Below are 23,946 nucleotides of genomic sequence, written 5' to 3'. Positions count from 1 at the left end.
TTAATCTGGTTGGTATAGGTATGGTTTCAGATCGGAAGATAATCGCATAACAGTGTATCTATGCATAGATTAACTATTGATATTGGAAACTCATCGGCAAAAATAGCTGTTTTTGCTGATCGTGAAATTATCCATCATCTTCGCTTGATTAAAGTAGGTATTATTGATTTAGCACATCTAATTGATAAATTTTCGCCTCAAAAAGCAATTATCAGTAGTGTAAATCAGGGAATTACAACTTTAGAGGGATACTTAAAAAAGCATACAAACTATACCCGGTTTTCAACTTCACTAACAAATGGAGTGATTAACCGATACCAAACACCGAATACTTTAGGTTTAGACCGATGGGCAGCCGTTTTAGGTGCAAATGGTTTAGGTTTTGGAACAGCTTGTTTGGTGATAGACGCCGGAACCTGCATCACCTATGATCTGCTTACTGGTAAAAATGAATATTTCGGAGGAAGTATTAGTCCGGGGATAAAAATGCGTTTTAAATCAATGCATGAATATACCGGAAGGTTGCCTGAAGTAAATTGGGATGCGAATGAAGGAATTCCGGAAGGCTTCGATACCATTTCTGCAATGAAAAATGGGGTTTTACAAGGAATTATAAATGAAATTGAAGGTTATATAGCCTTAAATAATATAAAAGAAAGTACTTTAAAGGTGATTATAACAGGGGGCGACGCTAATTTTTTGTTTAAGCAATTACAAAACAGCATCTTTGCCCCTCAAATTATAAAAGATCCATACTTGGTTTTAAAAGGATTAAATGAAGCTATTGCAGATTAAAATGTACAAAAGAATAAATTATATTGCAGCCATACTCGTTTTAGTTTGTGGTTTAGGTGCTCAGGCGCAGGTTACCACATCATCACCATATTCGAGATTTGGCCTTGGAAATATTAAAGGTTCATTACTTCCTCAGCTGAGGGCTATGGGTGGTATTTCTACTGCTGTGAATAAAGTAACCGGGTTTAATTATATCAACATGCAAAACCCGGCATCATATTCTGGTATTACTTTAACCACCATCGATATTGGAATGAGTGCCAATCTGACGAATTTATCTAAAAATGATTTAACAGAATCAAGTTTTAACTCTACGTTTAGCCATTTGGCCTTCGCTATCCCAGTAAGTAGAAAATCAGCCATTAGTTTTGGTGTTATGCCTTATTCTGATCTTGGATATTCTTACAAAAACACTGTTAAAATAGATACCCAATCTGTTAATCAGCTTTATGAAGGCGAAGGTGGTTTATCTAAAGCATACTTTGGTTACGGACATCGTTTTGGAGACCATTTAAGGATAGGTGGTAACGTTGAATATATTTTTGGAAACTTACTGACCACCAGGGCTACGGAGTATAATGCTACAGGCGCAATTAATGCAAAGCTTCAAAATAAAAACAGCGTTGGCGGCCTAAATTATTCTTATGGAATTCAGTATGATTTTAATTTAGGGAGTAAAACTTTACTAACCTTAGGTTATTCTGGAAGTAGTTCTTCTAAAATTAATTCACAGCAAAATTCCTACGCTATACAATATACCAGGGCAGCAGATGGTACAGAAAATGTTGCTACAGATACTTTAAATGTAGTGAATAATCCAAAATCTTCTCTAACACTGCCGTTATCACATAACTTTGGAATCTCTCTACAGCAAAATGATAAATGGTTAATTGGTGCTGATTTTAGAATGAGTAAATGGTCGGCAACCAGTATCAATAATGTTAATTCTGGCTTACAAGATAGCTGGGGCGCATCATTGGGGGGACAATGGACACCAGATTATACTTCATATAACAGTTATTTAAAACGGGTAGATTATCGTTTAGGTGTTAGCTATGATAAAACCTATGTTAAAATTGGAAATCAGGATATTAAGCAAATGGGTGCATCATTTGGCTTTGGTTTTCCACTTCCAACAGCTAATGCAGGCTCAGCTTTCTACAAAATCAATTTTACTACAGAGATTGGCCAAAGAGGTACACTAACTAATAATCTGGTCAAAGAACAATATATTAACTTCCATTTAGGCTTCACGCTTAACGATACCTGGTTCCGTAGATACAGAGTTGATTAATGAGGCTGCAAACATTTCTTTATGGTTTGGTGCTGGGGTTACTGCTTTTTTTGGTAGCATGTGGAGAGGATGACCTAAAAAAAGCTAATGCTATATCTGCCAAAAAAATAACTTTTACAAGAGACCGTACAATTGGCGTTGAAATTATCTACAGTGATTCGGCAAGGGTAAAGGCTAGAGGAAAAGCTCCCATCATGGATAAGGTTACGCCATCAACAGGTGTAGCTTATGAAGAGATGATTAAAGGCGTTAATATCGACTTCTTTAATCCTAAAGGAACCATTGATGGTAATCTGGTATGTGATTATGCCATCAGAAAAGATGAGATTAAGCAAACCATCTTCAGGAAAAACGTAGTGGTTAAAAATGATAAGGGTGATACTTTTTCTTCTGAAGAATTAATCTGGGATGAGGCAAAGAAGATTTTTTATTCCAACCAAAGGGTGTATGTTAAAGGTGCTGATGGAAGTATTGGAGATGGAATAAACTTTAAGGCTCCTCAGGATTTCAGTACCTATGAGATGGAGACTGGCAGCGGGCAGTTGAATATGCAGGAGGGTGTTGCGCCATAGATGATGATAGAGGGAGTGAATTTTGAATGGGAAAATGAGTAAATTTTGAATGAGTGAGTTTGAATAAAGGGATAAGTTAGTTTTAAATTTCTAGAATGCTTTGTTTCATTTCTTTCTATTCCCCAATTTATCATTTTTTTATTTGTGCTCCCTATTTTTCCCTTCTCTAATCCCCTATTTTCCTCATCCTATTTGCTTAAAAATTAAACACTTGATAAATAAAATTTTGTGTTTTCTTTTTTAAGGCAAATTTGTATCTTGCGCCCTCTTAAAAAAAACTAAATAAATTTATAAAGTACAATATGGGATTAATGACATTTTTGCGTAACCGTGCGGGCTATATCCTGGTCTTCGCCATTGGTTTTGCAATTGTTGCATTTTTAGTAGGTGATGCAATTAACGTGGGTAAGCCTTTCTGGTCAGCAAACCAAAAGGTAGTAGGTTCTGTAGATGGAAATGACATCAGTATTGATGATTTTCAACCAAAAGTAGATCAAAGTTTAAATCAATTCAAACAACAATACGGCGGAAGCGTAAATGCACAAATGACTGCAATGGCTGTAGATCAGGCCTGGAATGCTGAATTGGGAAAAGTATTATTAACTAAAGAATATGACCGTTTAGGACTTACTGTTTCTGAGGATGAGTTATTGGACTTGCTACAAGGTCAAAATCCAAGCCCATTGGTAAAACAATATTTTGCCAATCCTCAAACCGGACAGTTGGATCGTGCAACCCTCATGAACTTTTTAAAATCAAAAGAGCCACAGGCATTACAACAATCTAATCTTTTACAGCAAGAAATTACCAATCAGGCTTTGCAGACTAAATATTCCAATTTAATCCGTAATTCTGTTTATGTAACTTCGCTTGAAGCAACAGATGAATATACTAACAGAAATAAACTGGCTAACTTTAAATATGTAAGCCTTGATTATAGCAGTATTCCAGATGCATCGGTAAAATTAACGGATGGTGATTACACGGAATATTATGATCAAAACAAAGCCCGTTTCAATAATCCACAAGAAAGCCGTTCTTTTGAATATGTTTCCTTTAACATCAATCCAACCGCGGGTGATTCAGCAGCTGTTAAATCACAGATAGATAAAATTGCAGCAGATTTTAAAGTAGCTAAAAATGATTCTCTTTTTGCAGCGATCAATTCAGAAGTTAAAGTTCCATATACTTATTTAACAAAAGGCAAGTTAGATCCTGCGGTAGATTCAGCAGTTTTTGCATTGCCGGCAGGAAGTTATTATGGTCCTGTTTTATCAAACAATTCTTATAAATTATTGAAAGTTGTTGATACCCGTTTCTCGCCAGATTCGGTTAAAGCGAGCCATATTTTACTTGATCCGGCAAAAATGGGTGGAGAAGATAAAGCTATCAAATTGGCAGACTCTTTAAAAGGCTTAATCTTAAAAGGGGGTAACTTTGCACAATTGGCGCAAACCTATAGTGTAGATGGTTCTAAAGATAAGGGTGGAGAATTGGGTACATTTGCACGTGGTGCAATGGTTCCAGAATTCGAGAACGCTGTATTTGAAGGAAAAGCTGGTGACATTAAAGTTGTTAAATCACAGTTTGGTGTACATGTTATTAAAATTGAGAAGCAAATTGGTTCATCAAAAGTGGCTAAACTGGCTTACATAGAGAAAGCTTTAGCTCCAAGTAGTAAAACACAAGCTGCAGCTTACAAAGCAGCAAGTAGTTTCTTAAATGATGTTAAAGGAAAAGACTTTTCTAAATACGCAAAGGAAAAGGGGTTGAAATTGGCAGTTGCTGATAAAATTACAGCGACTCAAGGTTTTGCACCTGGATTGGATAATCCACGTAAATTAATTCAAGATGCTTATGCTGCAGATCAAGGTGATGTACTGCCTCAAATCTACACCATGGCTAGTGCTTACGTGATAGCTCATCTAACTGATGTTAAGCCAAAAGGTATTTTAACTTTAGATCAGGTTAAAAAAGAAATTGAGCCTATGGTTCGCAATGCAGTTAAAGCTAAAATGTTGAAGGATAAATTCAATAGTGCTGGTAAAGCAAGCTTAGCTCAAATTGCTTCTAAGGTGTCGCGTACAGTTAATCCAGTTCAGAATATAGTTTTTGCAAATCCAATTCTTCCTGGTATTGCGCAAGAAAATAAATTAGTGGGTAGTGTATTTGGTTCTCAGCCAGGTAAAGTTTCTGCTCCGGTAGATGGTGAGCGTGGTGTTTATGTGTTTTCTGTTGATGGATTTACTAATCCGGCACCCATTGCAAACATGTTTAAACAAAAAGAAGGAATGTTAATGAGTTTAGGACAGCGTTCTTTACAATCTGCTTTCCAGGCCTTACAAGATAATGCGAAGATAAAAGACAATCGTGTGAAATTCTATTAATTAGAAATTACGTAGTTTTGTAACCGTTCCGAAGTATATTCGGAACGGTTTTTTTATTTAGTGCCATGGAGATACAAGAGAACATTATCAACAAAGTAGCCAATAGCGGATTAATCACCCTCAACCTGGAAGACTATTATCACCCAGGTGAGCGGGTTATCTATGATATTAAGGAAAATCTTTTTCATGGATTAATGTTAAGGGAAAAGGATTTCAGGGCATTTATAAAGGACCATAACTGGGCGCAATATCAAGATAAAAATGTCGGCATTATTTGTTCTGCTGATGCGATTGTCCCTACCTGGGCTTACATGTTGCTGGCTAATAAAATGAGTCCTTACGCGCATGAAGTTGTTTTTGGTGGTATTGAGACCCTCGAAGCGGTGCTGATGACTAAGGCATTATCAAAAATCAACATTGCAGATTATGCCAACGAGCGTGTAGTGATAAAAGGTTGTGGTGATATAGACATTCCAGTATCTGCATATGTTGAGATTACCAATTTATTAACACCAATTGTGAAAAGTATCATGTTTGGCGAACCTTGCTCTACCGTTCCGGTATTTAAAAGAAAAGATTAAATTGGTTTGCTTTTTGTATATCTTTCATCAGGATTGGATATTTTAAGGTGATTATTATTGAATTCACCTCTACACACAAGCAAATGAGAAAGATATTTTTAACTTTTATTAGCATTATTGCAACTCTAGTTACCCAGGCCCAACAGCTACCCTTAAAAAAAGAGGCTGTTTTTCAGGATGGGGAGGTGTTACAGTATCGACTTCGATATGGATTTATCACTGCTGCAGAGGCAACGATCAAGGTGACCAATTCAGATTTAAAATTTGATAATAGGCCAACATACCGGTTGTCGGTTGATGCGCAAACTTCCGGTACCTTTGATGTTTTTTATAAGATCAGGGATCGTTATGATTCCTATATTGATAAAACAGATTTGCTCCCTTACTTCTACCAGGAAAATATCAGGGAAGCCAGTTATAAAAGACAGGATAAAGCCAGATTTAATCAGGATGGAAAGAAAGTGGTTTCTAACCGAGGAACATTTAATACCCCCACTACCCAGACTTTCGATTTGGTATCTGCCTATTATTTTGCCAGAAGTTTAGATATTAGTAAAATGAAAGTAGGCGATACCTTCAAGCTCAATTACTTTCTGCAAGATGAAATCTCTGCACTGGAAATAGAATATGTTGGTAAGGAAACAATCAAAAGTAAATTGGGCAATATACGATGCCTCAAATTTAGTCCATCCATTAAACCTGGCCGTATTTTTAAGAAGGATAGTCGCTTATATTTGTGGGTAACGGATGATGGGAATCGTGTTCCGGTAAAAGCTCAGGTGGAAATATTGGTTGGTGCTGTAACCATGGAATTAAAATCAGCTGCGGGTTTAAAATATGCCTTGGCAAAAGAATAATGATGATAGAAGTTGAACAGGTGCTGGTGCACGAAGATGTGTTAAAAGAGAATTTCGTTTGTAATTTAAGCAAATGTAAAGGTATTTGTTGTGTAGAAGGTGATTCTGGTGCCCCTTTGGATCAGGAAGAGACCGCTATTTTAACAGAAATATATCCGAAGATCAAACATCTTTTAAATGAAAAAGGGATTAGGGCTATTGAAGAACAAGGCACTTATGTAGTGGATGAGGATGGAGATCTGACCACCCCTTGTGTAGATAAAAATAAAGAATGTGCCTATGTGCTCTTTGAAAACGGCATTACCAAGTGTGCCATTGAAAAAGCATATGAAGAAGGTATTGTTGATTGGCAAAAACCAATATCATGTCACCTCTACCCTATCCGAATTACTAAATACCCTGAATTTGATGTATTAAATTACGATCGCTGGCATATCTGTCATGATGCCTGTACTTTTGGAAGAGAATTAAAAATCCCGGTTTATAGTTTTTTGAAAGGACCACTGATTAGAAAATATGGAGAAGAGTGGTACAAAGAACTGGAGCATTCTGTTGCAGCGATGTAAAGCTGGGTTTTTATAATAGGGAAATTTTATTCGAACTTTAATTATTATGCATGCATTATATATGCCTCAACATGCAACCATCATGCAATAGGACGGCCATAGGATATGGCCAGGATGCCAGCTAAATGGCATTCTTTTGCTTATTGAAATTTGGGTGTACATCTCTATTTTAAACAAGGTCCGGTTAAGCAAGCTCCTCAAATTTGATGGTTATTTATCTTTAAAAATCAAAATGTACATCCACATAATTGTTTATTTGTAATAACTATGTTATTTTAGCCGATTGAAAACATTTAATATACTGTGAAAAAAATTCTAATTACCGGTGGGGCAGGCTTTATAGGCTCTCATGTAGTACGTCGATTCGTTAAAAACTATCCAAGTTACGAAATCGTAAATCTAGATAAGCTTACCTATGCAGGTAACCTGGCGAATTTAACCGATATTGAAAACGAAGCTAATTATCGTTTTGTAAAAGAGGATATCACTGATGCAAATGCCATGAGTGAATTGTTCAAAAAAGAAAACTTTGATGCCGTGATTCACCTTGCTGCAGAAAGTCATGTAGATCGTTCTATTACCGATCCAACCGCTTTTGTAATGACCAATGTTATTGGAACAGTTAACTTGCTTAACGCCGCAAGAGAACACTGGAAGGGTCAATACGATCAAAAACGTTTTTACCATGTGAGTACTGATGAGGTATATGGTGCATTGGGCGAAGAAGGCATGTTTACGGAAACCACTGCTTATGATCCACATAGCCCGTATTCTGCTTCAAAAGCCAGTTCTGACCATTTTGTTAGGGCTTATCATGATACCTATGGAATGGATTGTGTGATTTCTAATTGCTCTAACAATTATGGTTCGCACCACTTTCCGGAAAAATTAATTCCGCTGGCTATCAATAATATTAAAAACAATAAACCAGTGCCTGTATATGGTAAAGGTGAAAATGTGCGTGACTGGCTTTGGGTGGAAGATCATGCCAGGGCTATTGATGTCATTTTTCACCAGTCGAAAACCGGAGATACTTATAACATTGGCGGCCATAACGAATGGAAAAATATAGATCTGATCCATTTGCTTTGTGAAATTATGGACGAGAAATTGGGTCGTGAAAAAGGAGAATCAGCCAAGCTGATTACTTATGTTACTGATCGTGCAGGCCATGATTTACGTTATGCTATCGATTCTACTAAACTTCAAAAGCAGTTAGATTGGGTACCGAGTTTACAATTTGAGGAAGGATTAGCGAAAACCGTTGACTGGTACCTTCAAAATGAAGCATGGTTAAATAATGTTACTTCAGGAAATTACCAGTCTTATTACGATAAGCAATACAGCGAAAAATAATGGAAATTGAGCAAACAGGATTAAAAGACTGTATTATCATTAAACCCAGGGTTTTTGATGATCCAAGGGGATATTTCTTTGAAAGTTTTAATAAACAAACCTTTGAGGATAAGACAGGTTTATCTGGCGACTTTGTTCAGGATAATCAATCTTATTCTTCTTATGGTGTTATTCGCGGTTTGCATGCCCAAACCGGTGCATTTGCTCAAGCCAAACTGGTTCGGGTAACTAAAGGGGAAGTATTGGATGTAGCTGTTGATGCCCGTCCGGGTTCACCTACTTATGGCCAGCATGTAGCTGTGCGTTTGAGTGCAGAAAATAAGTTGCAATTGTATATTCCCAGGGGTTTCGTGCATGGTTTCTCTGTATTGAGTGAAACTGCTGAATTTCTTTATAAATGTGATAATTTTTTTAATAAAGCCTCAGAAACAGGCGTAATCTATAACGATGCTGATTTAAACATCGACTGGATGATTCCTCAGGATCAGCAGTCTGTTTCAGAAAAGGATCTCTTATTAAAAACTTTTGCTGAATTGCATCATGGATAAAATATTAGTTATTGGTGCGGGAGGCCAACTTGGGCAATGCCTGAAAACAGTAGCTTCCAGACGTGGCCTTACCGAAATTATATTTCCATCAGAAACTGATGCGAATATCCTAAACCAGGATGGCCTTCAGGCTTTGCTATCGAAAGAGCAGCCTGCTTTTGTAATTAATTGTGCGGCCTATACGGCTGTGGATAAAGCAGAAGATGAAGTGGGCCTGGCGAAAGCTGTAAATGAAACCGGTGCGGCTAACCTGGCTATTGCCTGTGCAGCTCATGGTTCAACCCTGATTCACGTTTCTACCGATTTTGTCTTTGAAGGAAATGAGGTGAAACTTCTTTTAGAGGATGATATTGCCCAGCCCATTAATGTTTACGGACAAACTAAACTTGATGGAGAAAAGGCTGTTGTTGCTTTATTAAAGTCTCATTTCATTCTCCGTACCAGTTGGTTATATTCTGAATATGCCAATAACTTTGTTAAAACCATGTTGAAGCTGGGTGCAGATCGTGATGAATTAAATATTATTGCTGATCAGGTAGGTACACCAACCTATGCCATTGATTTAGCCAATGCTATTTTTGATATTATTGAATCTGGTTCTGATGCTTATGGGATTTATCACTATAGCAATGAAGGCGTAACCTCCTGGTTTGATTTTGCAAGCGCAATTTTTGAGATCAGTGACACAGTGGTTAAAGTAAATCCTATTCCGGGATCTGCTTATCCAACCAAAGCCACTAGGCCAGCATTTTCGGTAATGGATAAGAGCAAAATAAAAAATACCTTTAACTTAACTATTCCCTACTGGAGAAATAGTTTAGTAGCATGTATTCAGAAATTAAAAGAAAATAATCATTAGCTATTAAGCGTTCATAAGTAAATCAAAATTCAAATATGAAAGGTATAATTCTTGCTGGCGGAAGCGGTACCCGCTTACACCCCCTAACACTTGCTTGTAGCAAACAAATGATGCCGGTTTATGATAAGCCCATGATTTATTATCCATTGTCTACCTTAATGTTGGCCGGGATTAAAGAAATTCTTATCATTTCTACACCACATGATCTGCCTAATTTTGAAAAATTACTTGGCGATGGATCTGCTATCGGCTGTAAACTGAGTTATGCCGTGCAGGCCGAGCCTAACGGATTGGCGCAGGCTTTTGTGATTGGTGAAGAATTTATTGGTACTGATAAGGTTGCTCTTGTATTGGGCGATAATATTTTCCATGGTGATGGCATGGCCAAATTACTGCAAGCCAGTTCAGACCCTGATGGAGGCGTTGTTTTTGCTTATCAGGTTTCTGATCCGGAGCGTTACGGCGTAGTTGAATTTGATGAAGATAAAAAGGCCATTTCTATTGAGGAAAAACCTGTTTCTCCAAAATCTGATTATGCGGTACCCGGGTTATATTTTTACGATAATGAAGTGGTTGAAATTGCTAAGAATATTAAACCTTCACCTCGTGGGGAATATGAAATTACCGATATTAACCGTGTTTATCTGGAACGCGGAAAGCTTAAAGTAGGTGTTTTAAGTCGTGGTACGGCCTGGTTAGATACCGGTACGTTTACTTCCTTAATGCAGGCGGGTCAGTTTGTGCAGATTATTGAAGAACGCCAGGGTTTAAAGATTGGCTGTATTGAAGAAATTGCCTATCGCATGGGATTCATAGATGCAGCACAACTTAAGGCCATTGCAACACCACTTGTTAAAAGCGGTTATGGTTCTTATCTTTTGAAGCAAATTAAATCAGCTTGATAGCTGAAGCTATTTAACTGCTATAAAATACTAAAATACCAAAGGAGCCCGGATTTATCCGGGCTCCTTTGGTTTAGGTTAACCTTCATCTATACTGCTGAAGATTTCAGAACCGGAAATTATGCCCTATCTTTGGCACGATCATAAAACATATGAATACCAAAAAAGACATTGCCATCATTGGCCTGGGTTATGTTGGCCTGCCTTTAGCTGTAGAATTTGCCAAACACTTTCGTGTAATTGGCTTTGACATCAATGAAAGCAGGGTGAAAAGTCTTGGTGATTTAGTGGATCTTACTCATGAAGCCAATCTTCCTGATCTTGCTGCAGTATTGGCGCTTACTGGGCAGGGTAAAGGTTTAAGCCTGAGTTCTCATCTCCACGATCTTGCTTCTTGTTGTATTTATATCATCACTGTGCCCACGCCGATAGATCACCTGAAAAGGCCGGATCTTCAACCCTTGCTCAAAGCCAGTGAAATGATCGGCTCCATTTTAAAAAAGGAAGATATTGTGATTTATGAATCAACCGTATACCCAGGTTGTACAGAAGAAGACTGCGTGCCAGTGCTTGAGCGGGTTTCCGGACTACACTATAACCAGGATTTCTTTTGTGGTTATTCACCTGAACGGATCAACCCGGGCGACAAAATCAATACCCTGACCAAAATTAAAAAGGTTACCTCTGGTTCTACGCCAGAGATTGCCCAAGCGGTTGATGCACTTTATGCCACCATCATTACTGCAGGTACGCATCTGGCACCGAGTATTAAAGTGGCAGAAGCCTCCAAAGCGATTGAAAACGCACAGCGTGATGTGAACATTTCCTTCGTTAATGAGCTGGCACTGATTTTCGACCGCATGGAAATTGATACTTCTGATGTACTCGCCGCGGCCGCCACCAAATGGAATTTCCTAAATTATAAACCTGGCTTGGTTGGCGGGCATTGCATTGGCGTAGATCCGTATTACCTGGCCCATAAATCGGAGGCATTGGGTTATAAACCAGAAGTCATTTTATCGGGAAGGCGAGTGAATGATAATATGGGGATGTTTGTCGCCAATAAAATCATCAAAATGCTGGTGGCCCGTAACAAGCAGATTCAGGGCGCTAAAGTTTTGATTCTGGGCTTTACCTTTAAAGAAAATTGCCCTGATACCCGAAATACGAAAGTAATCGATATTTATAAAGAACTTCAATCCTTCAGCATCCAGGCTGATATTCATGATCCATGGGCCAACCATGCAGAAGTGCATTTAGAATATGGTATTGATCTGATTACTGAAAATGATTTTATTGCGTATGATGCTGTCATTTTAGCCGTAGCCCATCATGCTTTCCAAAAAATTGATTTCAAAAGCTGGAAGGATAAGGGCACCATTATCTTTGATACGAAATCTTTTATTGATCGTGCGGCTGTAGATGCAAGGTTGTAAAGATTTTTAATGAAATCATAAAACATTGTGTTTGATTTTTCGTTTCCAATTTAGTTTATCCCTTTATTATGATTACGAAAATTGAAATTCTTGGCATTGCTGCCGTAGTTTTTTCTAATTTAATCGCTTATCTCGCCCTTAGACGTTTAAAAGAAAATGAAAAGCGTAAAAAGCGCAACAGGTTTAACAGGCAAAATTCACTCACTTAAATCTTTTTCTCCTTGTGTTTTTTGAGAATTAGGATTTGAATCATCTGATGGAAATCTTATCATGTGTTTAACTCCTATTTTCTAAAAGCCACAGGTTGCTATCAATCAAATGAATTATTCAGTATGTTTGCAATTTAATAATCAGAATAAGTTATGAAAGTTGCTTTAATCACAGGTGTGACTGGACAGGATGGTGCCTATCTTGCGGAATTTTTGCTCAAAAAAGGATATTTTGTGCACGGTATCAAAAGACGTGCTTCCTCTTTTAATACCGACCGTATTGATCATCTTTACCAGGATCAGCATGAAAATAATGTGCGTTTCAAATTGCATTATGGTGATTTAACTGACTCTACCAATCTGATTAGAATTGTACAAGAAGTGCAACCAGATGAGATTTATAATCTTGCGGCCATGAGTCATGTACAGGTGAGTTTTGAAATGCCTGAATATACTGCCAATGCAGATGGCCTTGGAACTTTGCGTTTGCTTGAGGCTGTGAGGATATTGGGTTTGACTGAAAAAACAAAAATCTATCAGGCTTCTACTTCTGAGCTTTATGGCCTGGTGCAAGCCGTTCCGCAAAGCGAAACTACCCCTTTCTATCCACGCTCCCCTTACGCTGCTGCTAAAATGTATGCGTACTGGATTACGGTAAATTACCGTGAAGCTTACCAGATGTTTGCCTGCAATGGTATTTTATTTAATCATGAAAGTCCTTTGCGTGGAGAAACTTTTGTCACCCGGAAAATTACCAGGGCGGCTTGTAAAATTGCCCTGGGTTTACAGCAATGCCTATATTTAGGTAACCTTTCTGCACAAAGAGATTGGGGCCATGCGAAAGATTATATTGAAGCCATGTGGTTAATTCTTCAACAGGAGCAGGCTGAAGACTTTGTAATTGCTACTGGCGTAACCACCACCGTACGCGATTTTGTGAGAATGAGTTTTGCCGAATTGGGCATTGAAATTGAATTCTCAGGTAAAGATGCACATGAAAAGGGTGTAATCATTGATGTTGATGAAACTGTGATCCGGAATTTAGGTTTAAACGGAGACTTGCTAAAACCAGGTCAAACCGTTGTTCGGGTAGATCCAAAGTATTTCAGGCCTACAGAGGTAGATCTTTTATTAGGTGATCCTACTAAATCGAAAACAAAACTGGGCTGGACCCCTCAATATGATTTGCCTTTATTGGTGAAAGATATGGTCACCTCTGATCTGAATTTAATGAAAAAGGATGAATACCTTAAACAAGGTGGTTACCGAACACTTAATTACTTTGAATAATTGTAAATAGAATAAAGCAAATACTATAGCGTTATTTGGATGTTCTTTCCGTATATGTTAGGGGAAAAAATAATATAGAATAGTGTGTTTATAGAATTAGCTTCTTTTTATGTATTTTTATAGGTAATTTAAACCAGATAAAGGTTTCAGTAAGAGAATTTTAAAGATTATAGCGGCTAAGTCTAGGGAGTTAAAGCTAATTTTCGCTTCTCAAATAATAATTTTAACAACTAATTCCGTATTCTGATCATATGTTTAACTTTTTTAGCAAAAAAAATAAAATTACTGATATTTCCTGGTTGGGAATAGACATGCATTCGCACATTCTTCCAGGCATTGATGATGGTTCGCCCGATGTGGCTACCTCATTGCGGTTTGTGAAAGCACTGGAGGATTTGGGTTTCAATCAACTGATTGCTACCCCTCATATTTTTAAGGAATTGTATCCCAATACCAAATTGACTATTGACCAAGCCAGATTTGCCTTACAACTGGCTATGGATCAGGCAAAGGTTACTTTGAAACTGGATTCGGGCGCAGAGTATATGATCGATCAGGATTTTGACCTTGAGGCCGAAATGTGCCCTATTCAACAAAAATTTCTTTTGATTGAAATGTCATACCTGAATGAGAGCCCTAACATCAGCCAGCGGGTTTTTGATGTTGAAATTAAAGGATACCGCCCTATTTTGGCTCATCCAGAACGTTATACCTTCTATTTCAAAGATAAAACACGTTTAAACCGCTTTAAAGATAAAGGGTGTTTGCTACAACTTAATTTATTGTCTATTGTGGGTTATTATGGTAAAGAAGTTAAACAACTGGCCGAATACCTGTTAAAAGAAAACATGTATGATTTGGCCGGAACAGACCTGCACCATGATAAACATCTTCATACTTTAACGGAAGCCGTTCAAAGCGGAAAGCTTTATGATTTATTGGGACATTATGCGTTTAAAAACAAAGAATTGTTTGGTGAGGCCATGCCCCAAATCCTTTAGCATCACTAACTATTAACGGCTATCATTTTCGCAATGGCATTAACAGGTGTTAATGTTGAGATGCTTTCCTGTGCAATCAAATAATTTTGTATTTTTGGGGTAACATTGCATATCAATATGATGAAAATTTGTATCCGAATGATAAAAAGAACATTCGCACAGGTTTTCATAAACAACCTACACATGAAGTTTAAAAATTTACTTAAGGCGACTTTAATTTTTATTGCCTTTCTCTTTTCTCCATCCTTATATGCTCAAACCAATTATGCCGATGTAAAGGTTGATGAACTGAGTGATGCCAAAATTCGGGAGTTGATGCAGCGTGCAGAATCCATCGGATATAATGATGCACAGTTGGAGCAGCTTGCATTGGCACAAGGCATGCCGCAAACGGAAATTGAAAAGTTGCGTTTAAGGGTTGATAAAATCAGAAAACAAGACGGAACAGGGACCACCAATACCAATACCACCACAGGTCAGGCTGTAGCTAAGCCCTTTGTAGATGTTGAACGGACGAGGGTAAACAGTGCACAAAGTAAGATTGATTCTCTTAAAAAAATTAATTCTGCTTTATCTGCGCAGGCTATAGCGAATGCAGATGAACTTAATAATCTTAAAATATTTGGTGAAGAGCTTTTTGGGGCTAGTACACAAATGTTTGAACCTAACTTAAGGATGGCCACCCCAAAGAGTTATGTGGTGGGGCCTGATGATGAATTACTGATTGATATTACCGGAGATAACGAGGTGAGTTATAAATCAAAGGTGAGTCCGGATGGAACTATAAAAGTTCAATACGTTGGGCTTATTTCTGTTGCAGGTTTAAACATTGAACAGGCCACTTCTAAAATAAAATCATCCCTTTCGAGTACTTATCCTGCTATTAAATCAGGCCGAACTTCCGTATCCATCACACTTGGAAATATTAAAAGTATCACGATTACGGTAGTTGGTGAAGCCGTTAAGCCTGGTTCCTATACCGTATCTTCCTTATCTTCCCTTTTTAATGTATTGAGTAGTGCTGGTGGTCCGAATAAAAATGGAACTTACCGGAATATTCAGGTTATCCGCAACAATAAAGTTATTTATGCTGTTGATATTTACGACTTCCTGTTAAATGGCATTCAAAAAGGTAATATCCGATTACAGGACCAAGATGTAGTCAATATCCCAGTTTATCAAAAACGAATTGCCTTATCAGGAAAGGTAAAACGCCCGGCTTATTTTGAAATTAAAGATACTGAAAGCCTGGCCGACGCTTTACGTTTTGCAGGTGGTTTTTCTAATGATGCCTATTCAGCCCAAATAAAAGTATTACAAAATACCAACAGGGAACGGAAGATTATAGATGTTCCGGAGTCTGACTTTAAAACTTACCAACCTAAAAACGGAGATAAGTTTATTGTGGAAAAAATTCTTGACCGCTTTGCCAACCGCGTTGAAATTGAAGGTGCTGTTTTTCGTCCGGGCCAATATGAACTGGATGATCAGCTGACGCTTAAAAATTTGATTCAAAAAGCAGATGGTATTAAGGAAGATGCCTTTTTAAACCGGGGTTATATTTCCAGGTTAAATGCTGATAATAGTCTGGCATTGGTATCTTTTGATTTGGGTAAAATTTTAGCAGGTACAGATCCTGATATTAAATTGCAGCGAGAAGATAGGGTGAGTATCAAATCGATATTTGAACTGCGTGAAGAATTCAGGGTGACGATACAGGGTGAGGTAAGACAGCCTGGAACATTTACCTACGCAGATGGTATGAATCTCGAATCTTTAATTCAAATGGCTGGCGGTTTTAGAGAAAGTGCCACGCCGAACAGAATTGAGATCTCCAGAAGGATCAAAAATAGCGATGCTACTTCGGTATCCGCGCAAACGGCAGAAGTATTTACCGTTAAAGTAGATCCGGATTTAAAACTACAGGACCAGGATTTTACGCTGAAGCCATTTGATATTGTTTCCATCAGAAGTTCGGAAAGTTACCATACCCAACGTCAGATTAAAATTGAAGGTGAGGTATTGTATCCAGGTATTTATACCATCACTAAAAAGGATGAAAGGATTTCAGACATTATTAAAAGAGCCGGAGGATTAAGTCCGTTGGCTTATGTTGAAGGTGCATCTTTAAGGCGCAATGGCAAGGGAGATTTGCGCATGGATAGTTTGGAAACGAGAAGAGAAGAAAGGGAGAAACTATTAAATCTACAGCGCTTAAAGCAATCGGGTGCCAGAGATACCACCAGCCTGGATAAGGACCTTGAAATATTAAGAAGTGATCTGGTTGGGATTGACCTTAAAAAAATTATGAATAAGCCATTATCAAGAAATGACTTAATTGTAGAAAATGGCGATGTAATCCGGGTACCTAAAGAACTTCAAACCGTTCGTGTAACGGGTGAAGTTTTGAAACCAAACAGCATTGTTTACACCAAAGGTAAAAGTTTTACAGGCTACATCAGCGGCTCCGGCGGTTTCAGTTATAATGCCTATAAAAAAGGCGCATTTATCGTTTATTCTAACGGATCAGTTGCGGCCAACCGGAAATTTCTATTCTTCAATAATTTCCCACAGGTAAAGCCGGGTTCTGAGATTTTTGTACCTAAAAGAGCAGAACGTGAGAAGCTTAACGCGGCCACGTTTATTGGAATATCAACAGGTATAGCCTCATTGGCTGCCATTATTGTCAGTTTATTACGTTAGGCCATGTCTGAAACCAATCATAAAGAAGTTACACTGAAGGAATTAGCCATTAAAACGAATGAGTGGTTATCTTATCTCCGGTCAAAATGGTTCATCATCCTGATCGGTTGCTTATGCGGCGTTGTATTGGGGTACCTCTATGCCACTTATAAAAAGCCCAAGTATGTGGCAGCCAGTACTTTTGCACTGGAAGATGCCAACGGAGGTGGAAGCCTGGGGCAGATGGCCGGACTGGCCTCAATGGTGGGGATAGAGATTGGTTCCTCTGGCAATGGTGGGGTATTTCAGGGTGATAACTTAATTGAATTATACAAATCAAGAAATATGATTCAAAAGTCGCTTTTAACCGAAACGGATTTTAACGGGAAAAAGCAGTTGTTAATCGATCGTTATCTTGAATTCAATAACCTGAAGGCAAAATGGGCTGAACATCCTATTTTGAAAAACATCAATTTTAGGGTCAATAAAAATGAAAAGTTAAACCGTGCTCAGGATAGTATTCTTGGTGAAGTGGTGAAAGAGATTGGCAAGAATAATTTGGTGGTTACCAAGCCAGATAAAAAACTGAGTATTTTAAAGGTTCAGGTTACTTCTAAAGATGAGTTATTTTCGAAGGCATTTGATGATGAAATTGTCAAAAATGTAAATGAATTTTATGTGCAGACCAAAACTAAAAAATCATTGCAGAACGTTGCCATTCTTCAGCATCAAACAGATTCTGTTAAGCGTGAATTAAATGGTGCGCTGGCTGGTATGGCTTCCTTAACAGATGCCAATCCCAATCCTAATCCAGCCAGACAGATCTTGAAAGTGCCTTCTCAGCGGAGACAGGTGGATGCACAAGCCAATACGGCAATTCTGACGGAACTGGTGAAAAATCTGGAGATGTCGAAAGTATCGCAACGCAAAGAAATGCCTTTAATTCAAATGATCGATGCACCGGTTTTACCTTTGACCAAACTGGCTACCACAAAAACCCAGGGTATGGTTACTGGTTTTTTTCTGGCCGGATTTTTAATGTCGGTACTGTTATTGGTGAGACGGGGATTTTTATTGATGATTAAATAATGCATGTCGGGCTTAAAGAAAAATATTGTCTTTAATACACTCTTATCCGTTTCTCAAATTTTATTTCCGCTGGTTACCTTCCCTTATGCTTCCCGTATATTGGGGCCTGAAGGCATGGGTGCTGTAAACTTTGCCGATAACTTTATTACCTATTTTCTAATTTTTTCTGCACTCGGTATTCCATTATATGGGGTAAGGGAAATTGCGAAAGTAAAAAACGATTCTGTTGCACTTGGAAAAGTGTATTCTGAACTTATTTTTATTCATCTGGTTACTTCACTGATATCTATTGGAATTTTATTGGTGATCAGCTTATCCAGTCATAAGTTGTTTGCCAATTTTGAGCTTTATCAAATTGGCATGGCCATTTTACTGGGGAATGTTTTCATTGCAGAATGGTTTTTTCAGGGGATAGAGAAATTTAAATACATTGCTATCCGAACGGTAGTAATCCGTTTGTTTACCATTGTATTGCTATTTGCTTTAGTGCATTCTGCTGCTGACCGGAATACCTATTATGCCTTAAACCTCGTCGCTACGGTTCTGGCCGCTGTTACCAATATGTATTCTGTCAGTAAGCTGGTTAACATTTCTTTTAAAGACCTTAGGCTGAAGCATCACCTGAAACCGCTTTTTATTATTTTCTCTAATAGCATTATTACCACTATCTACCTGGTTTTTGATACCATCATTCTTGGCTTTTTAACCAGTGATGTGTATGTTGGCTATTATTCTGCCTCTATGCGCATCAGTAAAATTTCTTTAGCTGTTATTGGCGTTTTATCTGCTGTATTATTGCCCAGGTTAACAATTGCTTTCAAAGCCGAAGACTGGGTTACAGCCAGGTTACTTTTAAATAGATCCATCAACTTTGTTGTATTTTTAAGTATCCCTATAGCCATGGGCACTTATTGTTTATCAGCAGAAATTATCCGCTTATTTGCCGGTGAAAAATATTTACCTGCCGTAAGCTCCTTACAAATCTTATGTTTCATTGTGGTGTTTGTGGGTATGGCACAGATTTTTGCTCATCAGATTTTGCTGCCACTGCACCAAGAACGAAAAATTCTATATGCCTCCTTATTTGGTGTTTTTGTTAGCCTGGGTTTAAACTTTTTACTTATTCCAATTTATAAGCAAAATGGTGCGGCTATTAGTTCACTGGCCACTGAATTTAGTGTAACGCTACTCTTATTCTTCTTCTCGTTTAAGCTGTTCCGCGTTAAATTTCCCATTTTAGAAACTTTACAGGCCATTGTTACTTCTGCATCTTTTTTTCTAATTAAGATGCTGGTGTTAAAAATAAGTGCTGTGCCCATTGTGGTGGTTGTCATCACCGTTTTGCTCTCTGGTTTGGTTTATCTTGCCATGCAGGTATGGGTTTGGAAAAACAAGAATGTATTGGAGGTATTGGCAGGCTTTGGACCCTTAAAATTCTTACAAAAAATTTAGTTATGAAAGCTTGTGTTGTTATTCCTGTGTATACAGATCAGATTCGTTCATTTGAACAGATTTCTATGGATCAGTGTTTCCGGATACTGGCTAAGCATGATATTTATTTTATTGTACCCAAAAGTCTGGAAAGCTTTATTCAGCACCACTATTATGTACTTAACCACCAGGCGAGGTACCAGGTTTTTGAGGATCATTTTTTTACCGATATTCCGGCATATAACCGTTTAATGAAATACGATGGTTTATATGCCAGTTTTTTAACCTATGATTTTATGCTGATTCATCAGCTGGATGCCTTTGTGTTTAGAGATGAACTGATGGAATGGTGTGAAAAGGGATACGATAATATCGGAGCCCCCTTGTTTGAAGGGCATGATTTTGCGCAGCCAGATAGCCCGCTAGTGAGTTTAGGTAATGGCGGCTTTTGTCTTCGACATGTGAGGCACTGTTATGACGTGGTGAGCCGGTTTAGGAAACTGAAATTTACCCGGACTTTTGATGATGCCAACCGGCCATTTTACATTAATCTATACCGTTATATTAAACACCAAATGGTTTATATCTATTCTGGTTATCCCTTTCAACCCATCATTAATGAAGATCTTTTCTGGTCGGAAGTTATTCCTCATAATTTCCCTGATTTTAAATTACCAGAAATCAAGGAAGCCATTAAATTCAGCTTTGAAGTTAACCCAGAGGTCTTGTTTGAAATGAATGGACATGAATTGCCCTTTGGCTGCCATGCCTGGTGGAAGTATAATTTGAGTTTCTGGCAAAAACACATCAACGCCCAAGGGTATCACATTAACGTAGACTAAAGTTTTATAAAAATTTGCACATTTGTACTCTATGGGAATAAAACTTCGCTTGTTGCAATCCAATGATGAGGAATACTTTCTTGATTGTATTGATGAATTATATCGTACAATAGAGCAGGCACCCTCCAATTTTGATACCAGGCGGATTATGGTTAAACACTCCCGGTTTAAATCTTTTCTGGTTAGAAAACTTACTTTATATCCCTCTTTATTTAAAATACGGCTAAAATTTGGTGATGAGGCTGCTGTAAATTTTGTTTCCATGATTAGTGGTGATTTCAGGTTACTGATACCTTATGCTTTCACTACCCAGTTAAATTTCGTTTACATGTATGATGTTTGGCCAAGGTTTCACCGCTGGATTTTTCCCCTTCTGGATTTTTTCAACGTGCGGTATGTATTCTTTTCGTCTAAACAGGTGCTCAAAAATTTTAACCAAAAATATCCTAAAGTGAAGTGCAGGGCGCTCTGGCTTCCTGAAGCCTTATCGGTTCAGGATTATCATTTTAATGCTTTTGGTGAGAAAGATATTGATGTGCTTGAATTTGGCAGAATGTATGATGCCTATCACGATCAGATCGCTGGACCATTGGCATTAAGTGGAAAGCATCATGTTTACCGAAAGCCAGAGATGAAATTGCTTTTTCCTGATAAGCCGAGTTTTTCAGCGGCATTGGCGGCTGCTAAAATTGTGATCTGTGTACCGTCTAATATCACCCATCCAAATCGTGCAGAATACATCTCCTCCATGACTTTAAGGTATTTGCAGGCCATGGCGGCTAAGTGTTTGATTGTTGGTGTTTTGCCATCCGATATGGAAGAATTATTTGGATATTCTCCGATCGTAGAAATTGAAATGGATCGTGCAGGAGACCAGATCATTGATATTTTAGCCCGTTATGAAGATTATCATGACCTGATTGAACAGAATTATCATCATGTGATTCGCCACCATCAGTGGGAAAATCGTTGGCAGGTGATTCAAGAAAAAATACAGGAAGCTTTATGATCAAACCTTTGGTGAGTATCATTATACCCACTTTCAATTATGGGCATCTGATTTTAGAAACGCTGGAAAGTGTAATCAAACAACGCTATGTTCACTGGGAATGCATCATTGTTGATGATGGCTCCAGTGATGATACTGCCGAAGTGGTGGAGCAGTTTATTACAGCACACCCACAGTACAGCATCATTTTTCATCCGGTGGATAATGGCGGCACATCAGCGGCCAAAAATATTGGGATTGGTCTCGCAAAAGGAGCTTACCTCCAGTTTTTAGATGCGGATGATTTATTGAGTGAGGATAAATTAAGTATTCAGGTGGGCATGGCGCAGCAGTTTGATGCAGGTCTGATCTTTTCTAAATCGGTGTTTTTTATGGAAGAGGCTATGGGTCGGAAAGAAGTTCAGAAATATCCTGATGGCTTTTTGGCTACCGAAACCTTACATGATTTCAATCTTTTTAAAAGGTTAATCACCAATAATGTATTGACCATAAACAGCCCTTTGGTGAAAAAGGAACTGATTGTAGCAGCAGGGCAGTTTGATCAACATTTGAAAAATAACGAAGACTGGATGTTGTGGTTTAAGGTTGCCCTGCTTCATCCGCGTTTTATTTTCGATGGTGATCATCGTTCTGTAGCATTGATCAGGGTTCATGGCAATAGTGCCATGAACAATAAAAGAAATATGTTTTTAGGCGAAGTGGTGGTTCGAGTCTATATGGATCAGGCCCTTTCTGCTTTGCATCATCCCAAAGAAATGGCAGCACTTAAGCAACTCAATCTGGATTTATTGGCCCTTCATGAAGTCAGATCACTTGGTGTTTCTAAGGGTCTCCGTTATATTTTCAGTAGTTTTGCAAAAAATCCTGTTCAGGGATGGCCATTATTAAAACAAGGAATTTTAAAATTGAGTATCAGGATTTATAAAACAATCAAATAAATGGGCATTAAACCTTACATCCTGATCCTGATTATTGGTGCGCTTGTATTTGTAGATGTGTACCTGCTGGTGCGGTATGCTTCCTGGGGTTGTACCCCAGAAGAACTGATTCCATTTGGCGCATTCTTGTTGATTGCGGAGGGATTATCGATCTTCTCTATCATCCGTTTCGGACAAATTATTAATCCTTTTACCATTTACAGCATTTTCGTGTATATCGCCGGGTTTTCCTTTTTGATTCTTTCAGACAGGCAAATGGGCTATGAATGGCAGTTTGTTTTAATGATGATTTTTAGCGTGGCCTTTTTTATTATTGGTGGGTTGGTGTCTATGAAGACATTTTCTTTTAGTTTGAAAAACTATATGCCACCTTTAAGCCCGAGGATAAGCCTGGCTTTTTTATTACTGGTTTTTGTTGCTGGTATAGGGGTGTTTATTCTGGAAGTTGGCCAGCTGGGTTATTTACCTGTATTGAATTTAGGAAATGCTGCTGTTTACCAGGATATTAACGAGAATGACGTTACCCCTTTGCATAATTTTATCGTGTTGAATTCGGTATTGCCTGCCATGTTCTATATTTTGTATAAGAAAAAGACCATTCGTTTCTGGCAGTTTTTAGCCCTTAGTTTCGTTTGTGTTTTTATCATCCTTAACTTTTTCAGCCGGCAGATTATTGTGTTGTTTTTCTTCTCTATGCTTATCGCCTATAGCTACTATAAAACGATTCCACTGTTCAAACTCTTTTCTATTGGTGCGGCTTGTATCGTTTTGTTTATTGTGCTGGGCCAATTGCGGGGAAGCTCGGCTGATGACGATAAAGAAATGTCTGTTAATGAATTTTTAAGGGATTACGGCGATATTACCAAGCCAACCAATATTATCGAAACTTATCTTTCTTTGTATGGGGCCGTTAATTTTTCTGCCGGAAACGAAATTGTTAGTACCGCCTTGCGGGATGATTATGTAAGTTATGGTGCGTATTCTGCCAGACCTCTTATCACTGTTTTGCCTATTGATAAAAATGCCATTTATCCACCATTGTATAGCTCTTACACTAAAATAGGTACGTATATCGTTGATCCGTTTCTTGATTTCAGGTGGTTTGGTGTTGTGGCACTTAATTTTCTTTATGGATTTTTATCCATGAATTCTTTTAAGAATTACATCGCAAAAAACAGTGAATATTACATTGTTGAATGGTCTCTATTTATCTTTTGTATTTTCATGTGTTCTTTTACCAATTTCTTTCACATGTTTTTTTTGGCTTTCTTTTTTATTGTAAACCGGCTTGCCATTAAGTAA

22 protein-coding genes are annotated in these 23,946 nt (G+C 38.0%); all 22 read left to right on the top strand.

Going from position 1 to position 23,946, the window contains the following annotated elements:
• Window positions 1-60 precede the first annotated feature (60 nt).
• The 22 genes from AN34_RS00280 (at window position 61) to AN34_RS00180 (ending at window position 23,946) form a co-directional block, all read left to right on the top strand.
• Window positions 61-795 (top strand): type III pantothenate kinase, encoded by a 735-nt coding sequence (locus tag AN34_RS00280; protein ID WP_029281095.1) that lies wholly within the window; start codon window positions 61-63, stop codon window positions 793-795.
• Between the two features lies 1 nt (window position 796).
• Entirely contained in the window at window positions 797-2,089 is a 1,293-nt protein-coding gene (locus tag AN34_RS00275) for a hypothetical protein (RefSeq protein WP_051666188.1), read from the top strand.
• A complete protein-coding gene (locus tag AN34_RS00270) occupies window positions 2,089-2,661 on the top strand; it encodes a hypothetical protein (RefSeq protein WP_029281091.1) in 573 nt (190 codons plus the stop codon). Before AN34_RS00275 ends, AN34_RS00270 begins: the two co-directional genes overlap by 1 nt.
• Window positions 2,662-2,963: 302 nt before the next feature.
• Window positions 2,964-5,048 (top strand): SurA N-terminal domain-containing protein, encoded by a 2,085-nt coding sequence (locus tag AN34_RS00265; RefSeq protein WP_029281089.1) that lies wholly within the window; start codon window positions 2,964-2,966, stop codon window positions 5,046-5,048.
• Between the two features lie 65 nt (window positions 5,049-5,113).
• Window positions 5,114-5,629 (top strand): DUF2480 family protein, encoded by a 516-nt coding sequence (locus tag AN34_RS00260; RefSeq protein ID WP_029281087.1) that lies wholly within the window; start codon window positions 5,114-5,116, stop codon window positions 5,627-5,629.
• Window positions 5,630-5,712: 83 nt separating this feature from the next.
• On the top strand, window positions 5,713-6,486 hold the full coding sequence (locus AN34_RS00255; protein ID WP_029281085.1) for a DUF3108 domain-containing protein: 774 nt from the start codon (window positions 5,713-5,715) through the stop codon (window positions 6,484-6,486).
• A gap of 2 nt (window positions 6,487-6,488) precedes the next feature.
• A complete protein-coding gene (locus AN34_RS00250; protein ID WP_029281083.1) occupies window positions 6,489-7,052 on the top strand; it encodes a DUF3109 family protein in 564 nt (187 codons plus the stop codon).
• 303 nt (window positions 7,053-7,355) lie between these two features.
• Complete coding sequence (gene rfbB, locus AN34_RS00245) at window positions 7,356-8,408, top strand: dTDP-glucose 4,6-dehydratase (RefSeq protein ID WP_029281081.1); 1,053 nt, start codon at window positions 7,356-7,358, stop codon at window positions 8,406-8,408.
• On the top strand, window positions 8,408-8,956 hold the full coding sequence (gene rfbC, locus AN34_RS00240; RefSeq protein WP_029281078.1) for a dTDP-4-dehydrorhamnose 3,5-epimerase: 549 nt from the start codon (window positions 8,408-8,410) through the stop codon (window positions 8,954-8,956). Before rfbB ends, rfbC begins: the two co-directional genes overlap by 1 nt.
• Window positions 8,949-9,815: a dTDP-4-dehydrorhamnose reductase gene (gene rfbD, locus AN34_RS00235; protein ID WP_029281076.1), complete on the top strand. Its 867-nt coding sequence runs from the start codon at window positions 8,949-8,951 to the stop codon at window positions 9,813-9,815. The genes rfbC and rfbD overlap by 8 nt, the downstream gene beginning before the upstream one ends.
• 35 nt (window positions 9,816-9,850) lie before the next feature.
• The gene (rfbA, locus tag AN34_RS00230; protein ID WP_029281074.1) at window positions 9,851-10,717 is read left to right on the top strand and encodes a glucose-1-phosphate thymidylyltransferase RfbA; all 867 of its coding nucleotides are present in this window, start codon (window positions 9,851-9,853) and stop codon (window positions 10,715-10,717) included.
• Window positions 10,718-10,869: 152 nt separating this feature from the next.
• On the top strand, window positions 10,870-12,153 hold the full coding sequence (locus AN34_RS00225) for a nucleotide sugar dehydrogenase (protein ID WP_029281072.1): 1,284 nt from the start codon (window positions 10,870-10,872) through the stop codon (window positions 12,151-12,153).
• 68 nt (window positions 12,154-12,221) lie between these two features.
• Window positions 12,222-12,362: a hypothetical protein gene (locus tag AN34_RS21520; RefSeq protein ID WP_157263139.1), complete on the top strand. Its 141-nt coding sequence runs from the start codon at window positions 12,222-12,224 to the stop codon at window positions 12,360-12,362.
• 153 nt (window positions 12,363-12,515) lie between these two features.
• Entirely contained in the window at window positions 12,516-13,652 is a 1,137-nt protein-coding gene (gmd, locus tag AN34_RS00220; protein ID WP_029281070.1) for a GDP-mannose 4,6-dehydratase, read from the top strand.
• A 251-nt stretch (window positions 13,653-13,903) separates the two neighbouring features.
• Window positions 13,904-14,653, top strand: a complete 750-nt coding sequence (locus AN34_RS00215; RefSeq protein ID WP_029281068.1) for a tyrosine-protein phosphatase — start codon at window positions 13,904-13,906, stop codon at window positions 14,651-14,653.
• Window positions 14,654-14,836: 183 nt separating this feature from the next.
• On the top strand, window positions 14,837-17,356 hold the full coding sequence (locus tag AN34_RS00210) for an SLBB domain-containing protein (RefSeq protein WP_029281066.1): 2,520 nt from the start codon (window positions 14,837-14,839) through the stop codon (window positions 17,354-17,356).
• Between the two features lie 3 nt (window positions 17,357-17,359).
• Window positions 17,360-18,424: an LPS biosynthesis protein gene (locus AN34_RS00205; RefSeq protein WP_029281064.1), complete on the top strand. Its 1,065-nt coding sequence runs from the start codon at window positions 17,360-17,362 to the stop codon at window positions 18,422-18,424.
• A 3-nt stretch (window positions 18,425-18,427) separates the two neighbouring features.
• The gene (locus tag AN34_RS00200) at window positions 18,428-19,876 is read left to right on the top strand and encodes a flippase (RefSeq protein ID WP_029281062.1); all 1,449 of its coding nucleotides are present in this window, start codon (window positions 18,428-18,430) and stop codon (window positions 19,874-19,876) included.
• A gap of 2 nt (window positions 19,877-19,878) precedes the next feature.
• Entirely contained in the window at window positions 19,879-20,697 is an 819-nt protein-coding gene (locus AN34_RS00195; protein WP_157263137.1) for a DUF5672 family protein, read from the top strand.
• A 31-nt stretch (window positions 20,698-20,728) separates the two neighbouring features.
• Window positions 20,729-21,706 (top strand): glycosyltransferase, encoded by a 978-nt coding sequence (locus tag AN34_RS00190; protein WP_029281058.1) that lies wholly within the window; start codon window positions 20,729-20,731, stop codon window positions 21,704-21,706.
• Entirely contained in the window at window positions 21,703-22,644 is a 942-nt protein-coding gene (locus tag AN34_RS00185) for a glycosyltransferase family A protein (RefSeq protein ID WP_157263135.1), read from the top strand. Before AN34_RS00190 ends, AN34_RS00185 begins: the two co-directional genes overlap by 4 nt.
• Complete coding sequence (locus tag AN34_RS00180) at window positions 22,645-23,946, top strand: O-antigen polymerase (protein ID WP_029281053.1); 1,302 nt, start codon at window positions 22,645-22,647, stop codon at window positions 23,944-23,946. It abuts the gene before it with no gap.

Origin of the sequence: Pedobacter sp. R20-19 (assembly GCF_000708265.2) — a bacterium.
Lineage (GTDB): Bacteria > Bacteroidota > Bacteroidia > Sphingobacteriales > Sphingobacteriaceae > Pedobacter.
The sequence above is the reverse complement of the archived record's forward strand: the minus strand, read 5'-3'. Positions and strand labels throughout refer to the sequence as shown.